Origin of the sequence: Deinococcus aquiradiocola (genome assembly GCF_014646915.1) — a bacterium.
Taxonomy (GTDB): Bacteria; Deinococcota; Deinococci; order Deinococcales; family Deinococcaceae; genus Deinococcus; species Deinococcus aquiradiocola.
This window is the reverse complement of record NZ_BMOE01000003.1, coordinates 357,583-373,530: the sequence shown is the minus strand read 5'-3', so window position 1 is coordinate 373,530 and position 15,948 is coordinate 357,583. Positions and strand designations below refer to the sequence as shown.

Here is a 15,948-nt window from a genome sequence, read left to right as displayed (position 1 = left end):
CGGGTGCAGAGACCGCATCACCCAGCGACCGGCAGCCGGATGAGATCTGACGAGCGCCTGAGCGCCGGGCGACGCCCTGCCGGGTTCTGTTCACGGCGCGTGAACGTTACTTAAGCAACGAACGCAACTCCGGAAGGTGTGCCGCGAGGACCTAAGCTGACCTCACAAGCACAACCAAGCCGCGACCGGGGCCGACCCCGGCGCTCACCCGGAGGTCTGTCATGCTCAAGAACGCCCGTCATGCGCTGTCCCTGCTCACCGTCTCGCTGCTCGCCGCGCCCGCCGTCCAGGCCCAGGCCGTCCCGAACGGTTACCCCGCCAGCTACGCCTCCGTCATCGACGGGGCGAAGAAGGAAGGCAAGCTGATCATCTACTCCAGCACCGACCAGGCGAGCGCGCAACCGCTCATCGACGACTTCCGCAAGGCGTACCCCTTCGCGAATATCGAGTACAACGACATCGGTACCTCGCAGCTGTACAGCCGCTTCCTGGCCGAAGCGGCCGCCGGGACGCCCACCGCCGACGTCCTGTGGAGCAGCGCGATGGACCTGCAGGTCAAGCTGGCCGCCGACGGCTACGCCCTCAGCTACGCGTCGCCCGAAAGCAAGAACTTCGCGGCGGAGAACAGCTACCAGAACATGGCGTTCGGCACGACGCTCGAACCGGCCGCCCTCATCTACAACAAGCGCCTCGTGAAGCCCGGCGACCTGCCCGCCACGCACGCGGCCTTCGCGGCGCTGCTCTCCGGCGGCAAACTCACCGGCAAGATCGCCACCTGGGACCCGGAGAAGTCCGGTGTGGGCTTCACGCTCACCGAGTACGACAACCAGACGAACAGGGACTTCGGCGCGGTGTCCCTGGGCCTCGGGAAGGCGCAGGCGGGCCTGTACAGCAGCACCGGCGCGATGCTCGAAAAGGTCACGAGCGGCGAGGCGCTGTACGGGTACAACATCATCGGCAGTTACGCCCTGCTGCGACAGAAGACCGTGCCGGACCTCGGCATGAAGTTCTGGAAGGACGGCACCATCGCCTTCCAGCGCGTCGCCGTCATCAACAAGGCCAGCAAGGCCCCCAACACCGCCAAGCTCTTCCTGGACTACCTGCTGTCGCGCCGCGGTCAGCTCGTCATGGCGAACCAGTCGCTGATCTACTCGCTGCGCGGTGACGTGGCGGGCAAGGCGACCCGCGCGACCCTCACGCAGGCCGTCGGCGGGGCCGGGAACCTCAAGGTGATCGCGGTCGACAAGCGCCTCCTCGACAACCTCGTGCCCGCCAACCGCAACACCTTCCTGAACCTCTGGCGCAAGAACGTCAAGGGGCAGTGAGCCGTGACCGTGCCGCCCCTCGCAGGTCAGCGGAGCCCGGCACGGCAGGGCGCGCGCGCGTCGCGCCCGCCCCTGCCCGTCGGCTGGTGGCTGCTGCTCGCGGCGGTGGCGGTGGCGGTGCTCTCACCGCTGCTGCTGCTGCTGTGGCAGAGCTTCCTGAGTAACCCCTTCTTCGCGCCCGTCAAGCAGGTCGGCGTGAGCGCGTACTCGCAGGTGCTGACTGACCCGGCCTTCTGGCGCGCCTTCGGGAACAGCGCCGTGCTGGCCGCCGCCATGATCTTCATCGCGGTGCCGCTCGGCTCGGTGCTGGCGTTCCTCGTCACCAAGACGGACCTGCCGTTCGCGAAGGTCTTCGAGGTGCTGCTCCTCACCCCGATCTTCGTGTCGCCCATCGTGCTCGGCGTGGGCTTCATCGTGTCGCTCGGGCCGAGCGGCTTCGTGAGCGGCCTCTTCACCAGCCTCTTCCACCTGACGAGCACGCCGTGGTCCGTGTACACGCTGCCCGCCATCGCCCTCATCGCGGGCCTCACGCACGTCCCGTACGTGTTCCTGTACGTGTCCACCACCATGAAGAACCTCGACGCGTCCCTGGAGGAAGCCGCGCGCCTGTCCGGCGCGGGCGTCTGGAAGGTCATGACGAGCGTCACGCTGCCGCTCGTGCGGCCCGCCCTGGTCTACAGCGCCATGCTGATGCTGCTCCTCGGCTTCGAGATCTTCGGCCTGCCGCTCGTGCTCGGCGACTCGCGCGGCGTGGACGTCATCACCACGTACCTGTACCGCCTGACCGCCGTGACCGGCGTGCCCGCCTACGGTCCGATGGCCGTCGTCGCGATGATCCTCATCCTGCTCGCCCTGCTGATCGTGTTCATGCAGCGCGCCCTCACGCGGCAGCGCGGCAGTTATGCGTCCCTCGGCGCGAAAGGTTACCGCGCGCAGCGCCTCAAGCTCGGCGCGTGGAAGTGGCCGCTCGCCGCGCTCACCATCCTGTACCTGCTGTACGCCGTGGTGACGCCCATGGCGGGCGTGCTGCTGCGCAGCCTCGTGCGGAGCTGGGGGCCGGGCGTGAACCTGCTGGACGCCCTGACCGGCGCGAACTATGCCGCGATCTTCAGCACGCCCGACCTGAGCCGCAGCGTCGTGAACACCCTCATCGTGGCCCTCGTGGGCGGCGGCGTGGCCGTCGCCGTGTACCTGCTCGTCGCGCTCGGCATCCAGCGCGCCCCCAGAGGCGTGAGCCGGACCCTCGATTACCTCGCGGGCCTGCCGCGCGCCGTGCCGGGCCTCATCATGGGCCTCGCGCTGTTCTGGCTGTTCATCTTCGTGCCGGTCCTGAAGCCCGTGCGGCCCACCCTGATCAGCATCGCGCTCGCGTACATGGTGGTGTGGCTCCCGTACGGCGTGCGCCTCATCACGGCGGCCCTCGGGCAGGTGAGCCGCGACCTGGAGGAAGCGGCCCGCATCGGTGGCGCGACCGCCACGGGCGCCTTCCTGAAGGCCACGCTGCCCGTCCTGAAACCCGGCCTGATCGCCGCGTGGCTGCTGATCTTCATGCAGTTCGTGCGCGAGTACAGCAGCGCCGTGTACCTGCTCAGCCCCGGCACCGAGGTGCTCGGCGCGCAGATCGTGCAGCTGTGGGGTACGGGCGCCGTGGACAGCATCGCGGCCCTCTCCAGCCTGCAGATCGTGATCATCGTCGGCGTGTACAGCCTCGCCACGCGCTTCGGCGTGCGGCCCGAATAGGAACGCGTCTCGCCGTCCGGCCTTCCCCGCCCAGGCGGCGAGACCTTCCCCACCCCCCACTCAGCATCCACGGAGAACGCAGATGAGCACCCTCAACATCGAGAACCTCGGCAAGGTCCTGGGCGGCAACACCATCCTGGACGGCCTGAACCTGACCGTCGAGACCGGCGAGATCGTCGCCCTGCTCGGCCCGTCCGGCAGTGGCAAGACCACCCTCCTGCGCTGCATCAGCGGCCTGGAAACCCCCGACGCGGGCCGCATCAGCATCGACGGTCGCCCCGTGTACGACGCCGAGACCCGCACCAACGTCCCGCCCGAACAGCGGCAACTGGGCCTGGTGTTCCAGAGTTACGCGCTGTGGCCGCACAAGACCGTCGCGCAGAACGTCGCGTTCGGTCTGGAACAGCGCCGCGAAGGCAGGGCCGACATCAGCCGCAAGGTGTCGGACGTGCTCGAACAGATCGGCCTCGGCGCGCTCGGCGCGCGCTACCCCGGCCAGCTGTCCGGCGGGCAGCAGCAGCGCGTGTCGCTGGCCCGCGCCTTCGTGACCGAACCCGTCCTGCTGCTCCTCGACGAGCCGCTCAGCAACCTCGACGCGAAACTCCGCGAGCACGCCCGCGCGTGGCTGCGCGAAGCCCTCAAGGCGAGCGGCAAGACCGCCATCTTCGTCACGCACGACCAGTCCGAGGCGATGGCCATCTCGGACCGCGTCGCGATCCTGCGCGGCGGGAAGCTCGCGCAGTACGCGCCGCCCGAACAGGTGTATGACCAGCCGAACTCGCTGTTCGTGGCGGACTTCATCGGCAACCCGAACATCATGGAGGCGCAGCCCGTCAATGTGGGCGGCCCCGGCGTGCAGGTGCAGGTGAACGGCGCGACGCTCGAAGGCGTCGGCGTGCACGACCCGGAACTCGCGGGCAAGGTCCGCGCCGTCATCCGGCAGGAGCACCTGGAACTCGGGCAGCCCGGCGCGGCCAACACCTTCCCCGCCCGGCACGTGAACTCGGTGTTCCTGGGCGCCGTGTGGGAACACTGGGTGGAGGTCGGCGGCGACCGCCTTCGCTTCCACAGCCCGCAGCGGCTCACGTCGGCGGAGCTCACCATGCACGTCCCGCGCGAGAAGCTCCTCGTCTTCCACTGAACCCCGCGGTCTGAAGGGGCGGGGTTCAGTGGCGCTATGATCCGGCACACGCCCCGCCCGCCGCCCTGCCCGTCCCGTCCCGGGAGGTTTCACGCATGACCGACACCTCTGCTCACGCCCGCCCGCCCCGGCCCGTCCGGGACGCGGGCGGTCACCGTGCCCCGCGCCCGGCGGCCCGCCTGTCCGGGTGGGCACGGATCGGGATCGGCGGGCGACTCGTGGCGCTGCACCTGCTGGTGCTGGGAAGCGTCACGCTGCTGCTCGGCAGCATCGAGGTGGCGTTCCTGCAGCGCAGCGTCCGCTCGGACCTCGGCGTGCGTGCCCTCGGGATCAGCAGGCTGGTCGCGTCCGTCCCGCAGGTCGTCGAGGCCGCGCGCCTCGGACGGCAGGACCCGGCCCTGAACGCCTACGTCGGCCAGCTGCGCGCGAAGGTCGGCGCGGACTACATCGTGGTCGGCGACCGGCGCGGCATCCGGCTCGCGCACCCGCGCGCCGACCGGCTCGGCAGGCCGATGGAGGGCGGCGACAACGCGCTACCGCTCGCCGGGAAGGAGATCGTGAACGTCGCGACCGGCTCGCTCGGCCCGGCCGTGCGCGGCAAGGTCCCCATTCGCGCCGGGAACGGCCAGGTGGTCGGGGTGGTCAGCACCGGGTACCTGATGCCGCGCATCGACTCGCTCGCGCGGCAGGTGGCGCGCGCCATCCTGCCGTGGTTCCTGCTCACGCTGGCGCTCGGCACGCTCGGCGCGCTCCTCACGGCCCGTCTCCTGAAACGCCAGATCCTGAACCTCGAACCCGAACAGATCGCGCACCTCGTCCACCAGCACCGGGGCGTGCTCGCCGCGCTGCGCGAGGGCGTGATCGCCGTGGACGCGCGCGGTGAAGTGACGCTCACGAACGCGCAGGCGACCGAGCTGCTGCGCCTGACTCCGCCCACCGGGAGGGCGCAGGCCCTGCCGCTCGCCGCGCTGTGGCCCGAACTGAACGCCGTTCCGCGCGTGGGGCCGCTCCGGAACCTGGGCCTGCAACTGCACGGCTCGCCCGTCATCGTGAACCTCGAACCGCTCCCCGAGGGCGGCTTCGTCGCGTCGTTCCGGGACCGGGCGGAAGTCATGCGCCTCGCGGAGGAACTCACGCAGGTGCGCGGCTTCGTGGACGTGCTGCGCGCCCAGACGCACGAGCACCTGAACCGCATGCACACCATCAGCGGCCTGCTGCAGCTCGGACGGCCCGACGAGGCCATCAAGGTCGTGCGCGAGGAGGTACGGCGCGACACGGACTTCCGCGAACTGCTGCGCGGCATTCAGGTCCCGCGCCTCGCGGCCCTCCTGACCGGGAAGCGCGACCGCGCGACGGAACTCGGCCTGAGTTTCCAGGTGGAGGCCGGGTCGGAGCTCTCCGCCCGCTGGGAGACGGCAGGCGAGGCGCTCATCACGGCCGCCGGGAACCTCATCGAGAACGCCTTCGAGGCGCTGCGCGAACGCGGCGCGGGCGGCCTCGTCACCCTGTCCGTCGGCGAGGACCCCGAGGGCCTGCAGCTGGAAGTGACGGACAACGGCCCGGGCGTGCCGGACGACCTGCGCCCCACCCTGTTCCTGCAGGGCAGCAGCACGCGAGGCCAGGGACGCGGGTACGGGCTGAGCAACGTCACCACCCGCGTCGCCGCGCTCGGCGGGACCCTGCGGTACCTGCGCCGCGGCGAGCACACCGTCTTCCAGCTGAGCCTGCCGCGCAGCGCCGCTGCCGACCCCGCCCGCCCGTACCTGCCGGGGGACGCGCGGTGACCCGCATCCTGCTCGTCGAGGACGACCGCTGGGTGGCGCAGGTCAACCGGGACCTCGTCGTGGCAGGCGGACACGACGTGATCGGCGTGGCCGGGACCGTGCAGGAGGGCGTGTCGCTCGCCGCGCACCTGCAGCCGGACCTGATCCTGCTCGACATGTACCTCCCGGACGGCCGGGGCCTCGACCTGCTGCTCGCCCTGCGCGCTGCCGGGCAGGTGACGGACGTGGTGATGCTCACCGCCGCCGACGACCTGCAGACGGTCCGGCAGGCCCTGTCGCTCGGCGTGGTCGACTACGTCATCAAGCCTTTCGAGGGCGCGCGCCTGCTGGACGCCATCACGCGCGCCAGCGGACGCCAGCGTTTCCCCGGTCAGGCCATCACGCAGCACCGCCTCGACCGCCTGCTCGGCCTGCCCGGCGCGGTTCTTCCCAAAGGTATCGAGGAAGGCATGCTGCGCCGCGTGCGGCAGGTGCTGGACGCGCAGGCCGGCACGCCCCTGAGTGCCGAGGAGGTCGGCAGCGCCATCGGCGTGAGCCGCGTCACTGCCTGGCGGTACCTGGAGTACCTGCTGGAGTGCGGGCAGGTCGAACTGGACTTCAGTTACGGCGCGCCCGGCCGGCCCGCCAAACTGTACCGCGCGGCCCGCCCTGCCCCCGGCACTGCCCCGTGACCACGCTGACCTCTCCCCGGCGCGCCACAGACGTGGGAGTACAGGCTTCACCGACGCTATACCGGCCGTCCATATCCTGAGGCACACCCCGGCCCCGCCGGAATGCCCTCAGGAGACCACATGCACCCACGAACCCGCCGTCTCACGTCCGCCGCGCTGCTCCTCACCCTCACCGCCACGCCCTTCAGCACCTCCTACGCCATCCTCGACAAGACGCGCTTCCTGCTGCACCTGGGCGCGGCGTACTACGCCTTCCACCACTGGGACCTGATGCCGTTCAGGCAGGGGAAGTTCTCGGCGGGCGCGCCCGGCCGGACCGCAGCGATGGTCAAGGGCGGCCTCGCGCTCGCGTTCGCGGCGCACGAGGTGAGCGTGGCCCGCAAGGTCGCCGCGAACAGCGCATCCCCCACCCTGATGAAGCTCGACGGGGCGCTCAACACCCTGAGTGCCGAGATGACGACCCTCGGCGGCACCCTCAAGACGGGCAAGGTCAACCCGGCCGACGAGCAGGCCCTCGAGAACGGTGCGGGCGCCCTCAGCGCCCAGGCGGCCGCAAACGGCCAGGTCATCAGGGACGTTCCCACGCCCATTCCTGGCCTGTAACGCGCACCGCTCTGTCCTGCGCGCGGGCAGACGAAAGCCCACCCTGAAGACCGGAGTGGGCTGTGCTTTTCGTTCAGGTCCGTGCGGTGACTTACTGCAGCAGCCCGTCGAGGTCAGGCCCGGGCCGCTCGTCCTGACGGGAGAGGTCCGGCACGGTCAGCACCGCCATCAGCAGGCTGGCGATGCAGCATGCGATGCCGGCGGGCGTGAAGGCGAACAGCAGCGGAATGGCCAGCACCGCCAGAACCAGCGCGCTGATCAGGGACAGGAAGGTCATTCGCTTCATGCCTCCACCTTAGGCGGGTGGCGGCAGCGCAGGGTCAGCTGCCGTTGACAGCGCCTTGAAGTGAAGTTGACCTGCCCTTGAAGAAGTGGGGGCACGAGGGCCGCTCCGGCCGGAGCGGCAATGAAACGGCGGCCGCCCCTGTCGCCAGGAGGGCCGCCGGAACGGGTGAGGGTGGGTCAGTCGAGGAAGTCGCGGAGGGCGCGGCTGCGGCTCTCCAGGTACTTCAGCTTGCGCAGGGCCTTGTTCTCGATCTGGCGGATGCGTTCGCGCGTCACCTTGAAGTGGTTGCCGACCTCTTCGAGGGTGTGCTCGCGGCCGTCCACCATGCCTTTGCGCAGGCGCAGCACCATCGCTTCGCGCTCGTCGAGCTTGCTCAGGGCCCGTTCGATCGCTTCGTTCAGCAGGGTGGCGTCGGCGTTCGCGGCGGGGCTCATGAGCACGTCGTCGGGAATGAAGTCGCCGTAGAAGCTGTCGTTCTCCGCGCCGATGGGCGTCTCCAGGCTGACAGGCTCCTGGCTGACCTTCTGCGTGTCCTCGACCTTCGCGGCGTCCCACCCTGGGCCCATCGCCTCGGCGATCTCCTCGGGCGTCGCCTCGCGGCTGAGTTCCTGCTGCACCTGACGCGCCGTGCGGGAGAGTTTGTTGATGGTCTCGACCATGTGCACCGGGATGCGGATGGTGCGGGCCTGGTCGGCGATGGCGCGGTTCACGGCCTGCCGGATCCACCAGGTGGCGTACGTGCTGAACTTGTAGCCACGGCGGTACTCGAACTTCTGCACGGCGCGGATGAGGCCGCCGTTGCCCTCCTGGATGAGGTCCAGGAAGCCCAGGCCGCGGTTGGTGTACTTCTTGGCGATGCTGACCACGAGGCGCAGGTTCGCTTCCACGAGACCCTGTCTCGCGGCCTCGCCGTCCTCCACCTGGCGCTGCAGGCGGCGGCGTTCGCGTTCGTCGAGGTCGAGGTTGTCTTCGAGCGTCTGGCGGGCGAACTCGCCGTCCTCGATGCGTCGCGCGAGGCTGATCTCCTCGGCGATGCTCAGGAGGGGTACGCGGCCGATCTCGTGCAGGTACTGCCGGACGGGGTCGGTGGACACGGCGCGCGGCAGGCTGTTCAGGAAGGCGTCGTCCTCGCTGAAGGCGGCCTCAGCCGGACGACCACCCTCCTCGTCGTCTTCGGCGTCGAGGTCTTCTTCGAGGTCGTCCTCGGCCGGGTCCTGCAGTTCCACGTCCTGAGCGGCGAGGAGCAGCTGCAGGCCCTCGAAGGCTTCGCCCTGGTCGGTGTCGATGCCGGAGGCTTCGAGCGCGGTGCTGAGGGCGGCGGCGGCGTCCTCGGCGGACACCACGCCCACGGCCTTACCGGACGCGATGAGGGCCTGGATGACGGGGTGCGCGTACAGCGGGGAGACGCTGCCGGGCACGGCGGGCGCCGCGCCGGGCGCGCTCGGCTGCGCTTTCGTTTCGGGCGTGGCCTTTTTCGGCTTGGCGGCACGGGCGGTGGGTTTGGCGGCCGTCTTGATGGCCTTGGGGGGCGCTTCCACTTCGGGCGCGGCAGGCTTGGGGGCGGCCTTTTTGGGGGCGGGCTTGGTGGGCTTGGGCTCGTCGCTCTTCGCAGCAGGCTTGGCGGGGCTCGCCTTGGCCGGGGCGGGCTTGGCGGCGGCGGGTTTCGGGGCGGGCGTCTCGGCCTGCACGGGCGCGGCCTTCACGGCTTCGGGCTTCGGGGCGGTCGCGGCGGCCGTGCTCGGGGTGGCCGTCAGGGTGGCCGGGGCCTTCACGGCGTCCGGCTGGGCGGGCGTGCCGGTGTCAGCGGGCTTGCGGGCGGTCGGGACGCGCGACTTCACGCGCGGGGCAGTCTTGGCGGTCGTGGTGCTGGTGGTCTGGGCAGCCACCTTGGTGCGGGGCTTGCTGGGTTCGCTCTTGTCAGGCATCTGTCCTCCTGTGAAAACAGCGGGCGGGTCCATGTCGTGGATGCGGGCGGGAGGGGAAGGCGTGCAGCTGAAGGTTCAGCCAGCCGTGAATGGATTCAACCCGTTATTGTACACCGTCACCGTCCGGTACATCGTGCCCGGACTGCCGGTTTCGGCCCTGCCACGCGCGTCCGGACCTGGCCGTCCGGGGCTGCCCCACATCATGCCAGAAGAACCGCCGCGCGGAACAGCGCCACGCCCTCAGTTCCAGGGGAGGGCCGCGCGGGTCGCCCAGTACCCGGCGCCCGGTTCCTGCAGGGCGGCCAGTTCGTCCAGGTCGGCGGCCGTGAGCGTCACGTCCCTGGCCGTGAGGTTGCTCTGCAGGTGCGCTACGGTCGCCGCGCCGCTCAGGACCACGTCCGCGAACGGCTGCGCCAGCACGTACGCGAGGGCCACCGCGTCGGGCGTCACGCCGTGCCGCTGCGCGACCCGTGCGAGCGGTGGGGGCACGGCAGGGGCGCGCGCCGTCAGGCGACCATTCGCGACGCCCTCCTTGACGTACACCCGCCAGCCCGCCGCCCGCGCAGCCAGCAGCGGCCCGGCCGCAGCGCGTTCGTGCAGGTTGAAGGTCGCCTGCACCGCCCCGAACACCGGTTCGCCCTCCACGCGCAGCGTCAGGGCGCGCTGCAGGACCTCCGCCTGCTGCGGGCCGCTCAGCGACAGGCCCGGCGTGACGCCCTGCGCCCGCATGGCCGCCAGCCTCGCCAGCAGGTGCGGGTCGTCCAGCACGCCGCTGTCCGGCGTGACCGAGTGGGTCAGGTACAGGGACAGCCAGCGGCCCAGCACGGCCCGCGACTGCGGCCACTGCCGCTCCAGGTGGTCGGCGCTGTGTTCCTTCACCTCATGCCGGTCCGCCTGCGTGCGCCACGCGGCCGTGTACGCGTACCCCCACTTGGAACTCACGGTCACGTCGGCCCGCGTGAGGCCGCGACCGGTCAGCCAGCCCGCCAGGAACACCTCGGCGCGGCCGTACGAGCGCGCCGCATCGAAATGCCGCACGCCGGCGTCCCACGCGGCGTCCAGCACGGCGTGCGCCCGGTCGCGCAGCGCCAGCGGGTCCCGGGCGTCCGTGAGGTCCTGCGCGTGCCCCAGGTTGATGTACCCGGGCCGACCGAGCGCCGCGAGCCCCAGTCCCAGCACCGCGCGGGCGGCCGGGGCAGGGGGGACGGAGGGGGAGGAAGTCATGCCCACCGTCATAGCACGCCGCTCACGGGGACCGGCCTCGTCTGGCGCGTGCCGTGCGTCCGTTCAGGCGTCCCGCGTCACGGCGTCCACCCAGGCCACCGCGCGCTCCAGTTCGCCCTGCACGACCTCCACGATCAGGCGCGGCGTCCCGGTCTGCGCGCGCAGGGCCCGCAGGACCGCCGCCCAGTTGATCGTCCCGCCGCCCGGCGCGAGGTGCGCGTCGCTGCTGCCGTCGTTGTCCTGCAGGTGCACGTGCCCCAGCACGTCCCCGCCCTGCGTGAGCCACGCGTCGGCGGGCGGTCCGCCCCGCGCGGCCATCATGTGCGCGTGCCCCACGTCCACGCTCAGGCGCAGCGCGGGACTGGAGAACGACGCCACCAGCGCCAGCAGCGGCGCGGGATTCACGTCCAGGATGTTCTCGATCACCAGGGTGCAGCCGAGCTGCTCGGCGCGCTCCAGCAGCGGCGTGAGCGTGAGGTGCGCGAGCGCGATCTCCGCCTGCAGCGTCTCCTGATGCGCGACGAGCGGATGCCCGAAGAAATGGAAGGGGCTGTGCAGCACGAGGTGCGTGCCGCCCACCTCCTCCGCGAAATCTAGGCCCAGCGACAGCCGCGCCTGCACCGCCGCGCGGATGCTCGCGTCCTGCGGGGCGACCGTCAGGTCCCAGAACGGGGCGTGCACCCCCACCCGGCCCGCATGGCCGTCCAGCAGGCGAGCGCAGCGGCGCGCCACCGCCCTCCAGTCGGCGTCCATGACAAGGGGTTCGCTGATGTCCTGCAGCTCCACGTCGCGCGCGCCGTCCCGCAGCCAGTCGGCGCTGCGTTCAAGTTCGGGGAGGGTGACGGCGAGACCGAGCGTGCTGAGGTCGTTCATGACGGCTCCTGAGGTAGGGGTAGGGCGGGGCGCTGCTGCCGGACGCCCTCATGTTCGGCCTTGCACGTCACTGCCGGGTCAGGCGCCGTCGGGACGCGCCCGGAAGGTGTGGCGCCGGACTTGTGAACAATCTGACACGAAGCTTACAATGCCCCCCGACACTAACCAACGTTGAAGGTTTCTCTCACCGAGGTGAAGTCCATGAAAAATCAGCTTGCCCGTCTCACGCTCCTGCTCATCGGTGCTGGCTCCGTGGTCGCCCTGGCCCAGACCATGACCATGGCCCCCGCCCTCCCGGCCGCCCTCGTGAACGCCGCCAAGAAAGACGGCAGCATCAACACCATCGCCCTTCCGCCAGACTGGGCGAACTACGGCGAGATCATGGACAGCTTCCAGAAGGCGTACGGCCTGAAGCTCACCAACGCCTCCCCCGACGCCAGCAGCGCCGAGGAACTCCAGGCGATCCGCTCCCTCAAAGGGCAGCGCCGCGCGCCGGACGTCGTGGACGTGGGTCCCGCCTTCGCCATCCAGGGCACCACCGAGAAGCTCTTCACGCCCTACAAGCCCAGCACCTGGGCCAGCATCCCCGCCAGCGCCAAGGACAAGGACGGGTACTGGGTCGGCAACTACTTCGGCGTGATCTCCTTCGGCGTCAACAAGAGCATCGTCAAGAACGTCCCCAAAACCTGGGCGGACCTCCTCAAGCCCGAGTACAAGGGACAGGTCGCGCTGAACGGCAACCCGCTCTCCGCGCAGGCGGCATTCTCGGCCGTGTGGTCCGCCGCACTCGCGAACGGCGGCTCGCTCGACAACATCCAGCCGGGCATCGACTTCTTCGCGAAACTCAAGGCGAACGGCAACTACATCCCGGTCGGCGCGACGCCCGCCACCGTCCAGACCGGCCAGACGCCCATCGTCGCCGACTGGGACTACCTGAACCTCGGGTACAGCAAGCAGTTCGCCGGGAAGGTCGAGTGGACCGTCACCGTCCCCTCCGACGGCGTGTACGGCAGCCACTACGCGACCGCCATCAACGCCAGCGCCCCCAACCCGTCCGCCGCGAAACTCTGGGAGGAATTCATCCTCTCCGACGCCGGACAGCTGATGTTCCTCAAGGGGTACGCGCACCCCATCCGCTTCAACGACATGGTGAAACGCGGCGTGATCGGCAAGGACATCCTCGCCACGCTGCCCGACGCGGCCGTGTACCAGAACGTCAAGTTCGCCACGCCCGCCCAGGTCAAGAAGGCACAGGACGTCCTCAAGGCCCAGTGGGCCGCGAAAGTCGGCCAGTAACCGGCCCACGCGTTCCGTCCCCGTCAGCCCGAGGGCCGGCGGGGATTTCTGAATTCCCTTCCCACGCGTTCCCCGGAGGTCCCGTGCTGCCCAGTTCCTGCACCGCACACCCGTTCCCCGCCCCCTCCTCCTGCGTCCTCTGCCCGTACCCGTCCCGACTCCGCAGGCAGGTCTGCGCGTGAAGGCCAGCACGGAAGGACCGGCGCTGCTCGCGGTTCCGCCCGCCCCGCGCGCAGGCCGTGAACACCGCCGCGCGTGGCTCAGCACGGCCCTGTTCGTCGGGCCGCTTCTGGCGGTGCTGCTCGCCTTCCTGATCGTACCCGCGTTCGCGGTGCTCGTCGGCGCGTTCCGCGCGGACGGCGTGGACGGCGCGCCCGGCGGGTTCACGCTCGCGCACCTGCGGGAACTCGCGCAGCCGCAGTACATGACGGGCCTGCGCAACAGCCTGCTGCTCAGCGGCGGGTCGGCCGTCATCGGCACCGTGATCGGCGGCCTGCTCGCCTACGCCGTGATGGGCGACGGCGGCCCCGCCTGGCTCCGTAACCCCCTCATCGCCTTCTCGGGCGTCGCCGCGAACTTCGCGGGCGTGCCGCTCGCGCTGGCGTTCGTGGCGACGCTCGGCACGACCGGCATGGTGACGCGCCTGCTGTCCGGCATCGGCATCAACCTCTACCAGCACGGCTTCAACCTCTTCACGTTCGGCGGCCTGATGCTCGTGTACGCGTACTTCCAGATTCCCCTGATGGTCATCCTGATCACGCCCGCCCTGGACGGCCTGCGCCGCGAGTGGCGCGAAGCGGCCGAGAACCTCGGCGCGAGCGCCGCGCAGTTCTGGCGCATGGTGGGCCTCCCCGTCCTCGCGCCGAGCCTCCTGGCGAGCGCCGTGCTGCTGTTCGGCAACGCCTTCTCCGCGTACGCCACCGCCTACGCCCTCACGTCCGGCGCGCTCCCGCTGCTGCCCCTGCAGATCGGCGCGGTGCTGTCCGGCAACGTCCTCTCCGACCCGCACCTCGGGCAGGCGCTCGCGCTGCTCGTGATCGCCGTCATGACCGTCACCATGCTCGCCTACACCACCCTGGAACGCCTCGGGTCGAGGTGGCGCCGGTGATCCGGATTCCGCTCCATTCCCGCGCAGGCGGGACAGCGCCGCCCGCGCGTCCATACCGCGAAACCCGCACCCTCTCCTTCTCCTTTCAGTCGGATCAATCCCGCAGAGAACGCGGGATTGAATCGGAGGGCGAATGAGGGCCTCGCCTGCCGCTCAGGGCGGCCGCTGGCTCGTGATCCTGCTCGGCTTCCTGTACTTCTTCCTGCCGATCCTCGCGCTCGCCATCTTCAGCCTGTGGGCAGGCGGCACCCGCTACGACTTCAGCGCGTACGCCCACATCCTGCAGGACCCGCAGTTCCGGCAGACGTTCGGGCTGTCGTTCATGCTCGCCCTGGAAACCATCGTGATCAGTCTCGTCCTCGTGGTGCCCGCCGCGTTCTGGGTGAACCTGCGCGCGCCGGGCCTGCGGAACGTGCTGGGCCTGCTGTCGGTGCTGTCGTTCGTGGTGCCGCCCATCGTGCTCGTCGGGGGTCTCAGTGCCCTGTACCGCGGCCCGGAGTGGTTCGTGGGCACCCCGCAGTTCCTGGTGGCCGGATACGTCGTGCTGGCCCTCCCGTACACGTACCGGACGCTCGACACGGGCCTGCGCGCCCTGGACCTGCAGACGCTCAGCGAGGCCGCGCAGAGCCTCGGGGCGGGCTGGGGCACCCTGCTGTGGCGCGTGATCCTCCCGAACATCAGTGCCGCCGTGCTCGGCGCGGCCCTCCTCACGTTCGCCATCGTGCTCGGCGAGTTCACGTTCGCGAACGTGCTCCTCTTCAACACCTTCGCCGTGTACATCAACTACATCGGACAGACGCAGAGCACCCCGGCCGCCGCCCTGTCCCTCATCAGTCTCGCCGTCACGTGGCTCGCCATGCTTGTCATGCTGCGCGTCGGGCGGGGCCGCGTCGCCCTCGGAGGAACACGGTGAGTTACCTGACCGCCCAGAACGTCTCCAAAAGTTACGGCAGCAACGTCGCGCTCAGCCCGCTGGACCTCTCGCTGGAACGCGGGGAACTCGTCACGCTGCTCGGCCCGTCCGGCTGCGGCAAGACCACGCTGCTGCGCATCGTGGCGGGCTTCAACCCGCCCACCACCGGCCGGGTCCTTCTCGACGGCCGCGACCTCACCCCGCTGCCCGCCGCGAAACGCCGCATGGGCATGGTCTTCCAGGCGTACAGTCTCTTCCCGAACCTGAACGCCGAGGACAACGTCCGGTTCGGCCTGAAGGTGCGCGGCGAGAGCAGTAGCGAGACGGCGCGGCGCGTGGACGCCCTCTTCGACCTGATCGGCCTGCAGGACGCCCGGAAACGCTACCCGCACCAGCTGAGCGGCGGGCAGCAGCAGCGCGTCGCGCTCGCCCGCGCGCTCGCCCCGCAGCCCGACGTGCTGCTCCTCGACGAACCGCTCTCGGCCCTGGACGCGCAGGTGCGCCTGAACCTGCGCGACGAGATCCGCCGCGTGCAGCGCGAGACGGGCACCACCACCCTCTTCGTCACGCACGACCAGGAGGAGGCGCTCGCCATCTCCGATCGCGTCGTCGTGATGGAGAAGGGCGCCATCGCGCAGCTCGGCACGCCCGAGGACATCTACCGCAGGCCCGCCAGCGCCTTCGTGGCGGAATTCGTCGGGACCGCCAACGGTCTGGACGCGCGCGTCCTCGACGCGGCGCAGGGCCTCGTGACCGTGGACGGCTGGCCGCACCCGGTGCAGGTGGACGCGGCCCGCAGTTTCCAGAACGGCGCGCCGCTGCGCCTGTACCTGCGGCCCGAGGAACTCCGCCTCACGCCTGCCGAGGACGCGCACGGCCTGACGGGCGAGATCACCGACCGCCGCTTCCTGGGGTCCATCACGCGCCTCAGCGTCCGGGTGGGCGGCAGCGTCCTCGCGGTGGACCTGCAGGGCAACGAGGCGTCCGCGCACCCCACCGGGCAGCGCGTGCAGGTGCACCTCGGTCCCCTCGCCGCCCACGTCCTGCGCGCCTGAGTGG

The 15,948-nt window shown here is 70.6% G+C and carries 14 protein-coding genes; 10 read left to right on the top strand and 4 right to left on the bottom strand.

The genetic code is table 11. The annotated features are described in order from the left end of the window. Positions 1–221: 221 nt before the first annotated feature. The 6 genes from IEY33_RS07215 (at position 222) to IEY33_RS07190 (ending at position 7,264) form a co-directional block, all read left to right on the top strand. Complete coding sequence (locus tag IEY33_RS07215) at positions 222–1,325, top strand: ABC transporter substrate-binding protein (protein WP_188961606.1); 1,104 nt, start codon at positions 222–224, stop codon at positions 1,323–1,325. Between the two features lie 3 nt (positions 1,326–1,328). Then, a complete protein-coding gene (locus tag IEY33_RS07210) occupies positions 1,329–3,065 on the top strand; it encodes an ABC transporter permease (protein ID WP_229670852.1) in 1,737 nt (578 codons plus the stop codon). 82 nt (positions 3,066–3,147) lie between these two features. Further along, positions 3,148–4,206: an ABC transporter ATP-binding protein gene (locus tag IEY33_RS07205; protein WP_188961603.1), complete on the top strand. Its 1,059-nt coding sequence runs from the start codon at positions 3,148–3,150 to the stop codon at positions 4,204–4,206. A gap of 95 nt (positions 4,207–4,301) precedes the next feature. Then, a complete protein-coding gene (locus tag IEY33_RS07200) occupies positions 4,302–5,990 on the top strand; it encodes an ATP-binding protein (protein WP_188961600.1) in 1,689 nt (562 codons plus the stop codon). Beyond that, the gene (locus IEY33_RS07195; RefSeq protein WP_188961598.1) at positions 5,987–6,661 is read left to right on the top strand and encodes a response regulator; all 675 of its coding nucleotides are present in this window, start codon (positions 5,987–5,989) and stop codon (positions 6,659–6,661) included. Before IEY33_RS07200 ends, IEY33_RS07195 begins: the two co-directional genes overlap by 4 nt. A 120-nt stretch (positions 6,662–6,781) precedes the next feature. Further along, positions 6,782–7,264: a hypothetical protein gene (locus IEY33_RS07190; RefSeq protein WP_188961596.1), complete on the top strand. Its 483-nt coding sequence runs from the start codon at positions 6,782–6,784 to the stop codon at positions 7,262–7,264. A 91-nt stretch (positions 7,265–7,355) separates the two neighbouring features. Here the strand turns inward: IEY33_RS07190 and IEY33_RS07185 are convergent, their stop codons facing one another. The 4 genes from IEY33_RS07185 to IEY33_RS07170 all read right to left on the bottom strand — a co-directional run bounded on the left by IEY33_RS07185 (position 7,356) and on the right by IEY33_RS07170 (position 11,572). Continuing rightward, positions 7,356–7,550 (bottom strand): hypothetical protein, encoded by a 195-nt coding sequence (locus IEY33_RS07185; protein WP_188961593.1) that lies wholly within the window; start codon positions 7,548–7,550, stop codon positions 7,356–7,358. A gap of 176 nt (positions 7,551–7,726) precedes the next feature. Beyond that, positions 7,727–9,475 (bottom strand): RNA polymerase sigma factor RpoD, encoded by a 1,749-nt coding sequence (gene rpoD, locus IEY33_RS07180; protein ID WP_188961590.1) that lies wholly within the window; start codon positions 9,473–9,475, stop codon positions 7,727–7,729. Between the two features lie 240 nt (positions 9,476–9,715). Continuing rightward, positions 9,716–10,699, bottom strand: a complete 984-nt coding sequence (locus IEY33_RS07175) for an aldo/keto reductase (RefSeq protein WP_188961588.1) — start codon at positions 10,697–10,699, stop codon at positions 9,716–9,718. 63 nt (positions 10,700–10,762) lie between these two features. Continuing rightward, positions 10,763–11,572 (bottom strand): sugar phosphate isomerase/epimerase family protein, encoded by an 810-nt coding sequence (locus IEY33_RS07170; RefSeq protein WP_188961585.1) that lies wholly within the window; start codon positions 11,570–11,572, stop codon positions 10,763–10,765. Between the two features lie 201 nt (positions 11,573–11,773). Here IEY33_RS07170 and IEY33_RS07165 point away from each other — a divergent pair, with 201 nt between their 5' ends. From IEY33_RS07165 to IEY33_RS07150, 4 genes are all read left to right on the top strand, one after another. Then, a complete protein-coding gene (locus IEY33_RS07165; protein WP_188961583.1) occupies positions 11,774–12,868 on the top strand; it encodes an ABC transporter substrate-binding protein in 1,095 nt (364 codons plus the stop codon). A gap of 178 nt (positions 12,869–13,046) precedes the next feature. Continuing rightward, on the top strand, positions 13,047–13,976 hold the full coding sequence (locus IEY33_RS07160) for an ABC transporter permease (protein ID WP_229670851.1): 930 nt from the start codon (positions 13,047–13,049) through the stop codon (positions 13,974–13,976). 133 nt (positions 13,977–14,109) lie between these two features. After that, positions 14,110–14,889 (top strand): ABC transporter permease, encoded by a 780-nt coding sequence (locus tag IEY33_RS07155; protein WP_188961582.1) that lies wholly within the window; start codon positions 14,110–14,112, stop codon positions 14,887–14,889. Then, entirely contained in the window at positions 14,886–15,944 is a 1,059-nt protein-coding gene (locus IEY33_RS07150; protein ID WP_188961581.1) for an ABC transporter ATP-binding protein, read from the top strand. Before IEY33_RS07155 ends, IEY33_RS07150 begins: the two co-directional genes overlap by 4 nt. The last annotated feature ends 4 nt before the right edge of the window (positions 15,945–15,948 follow it).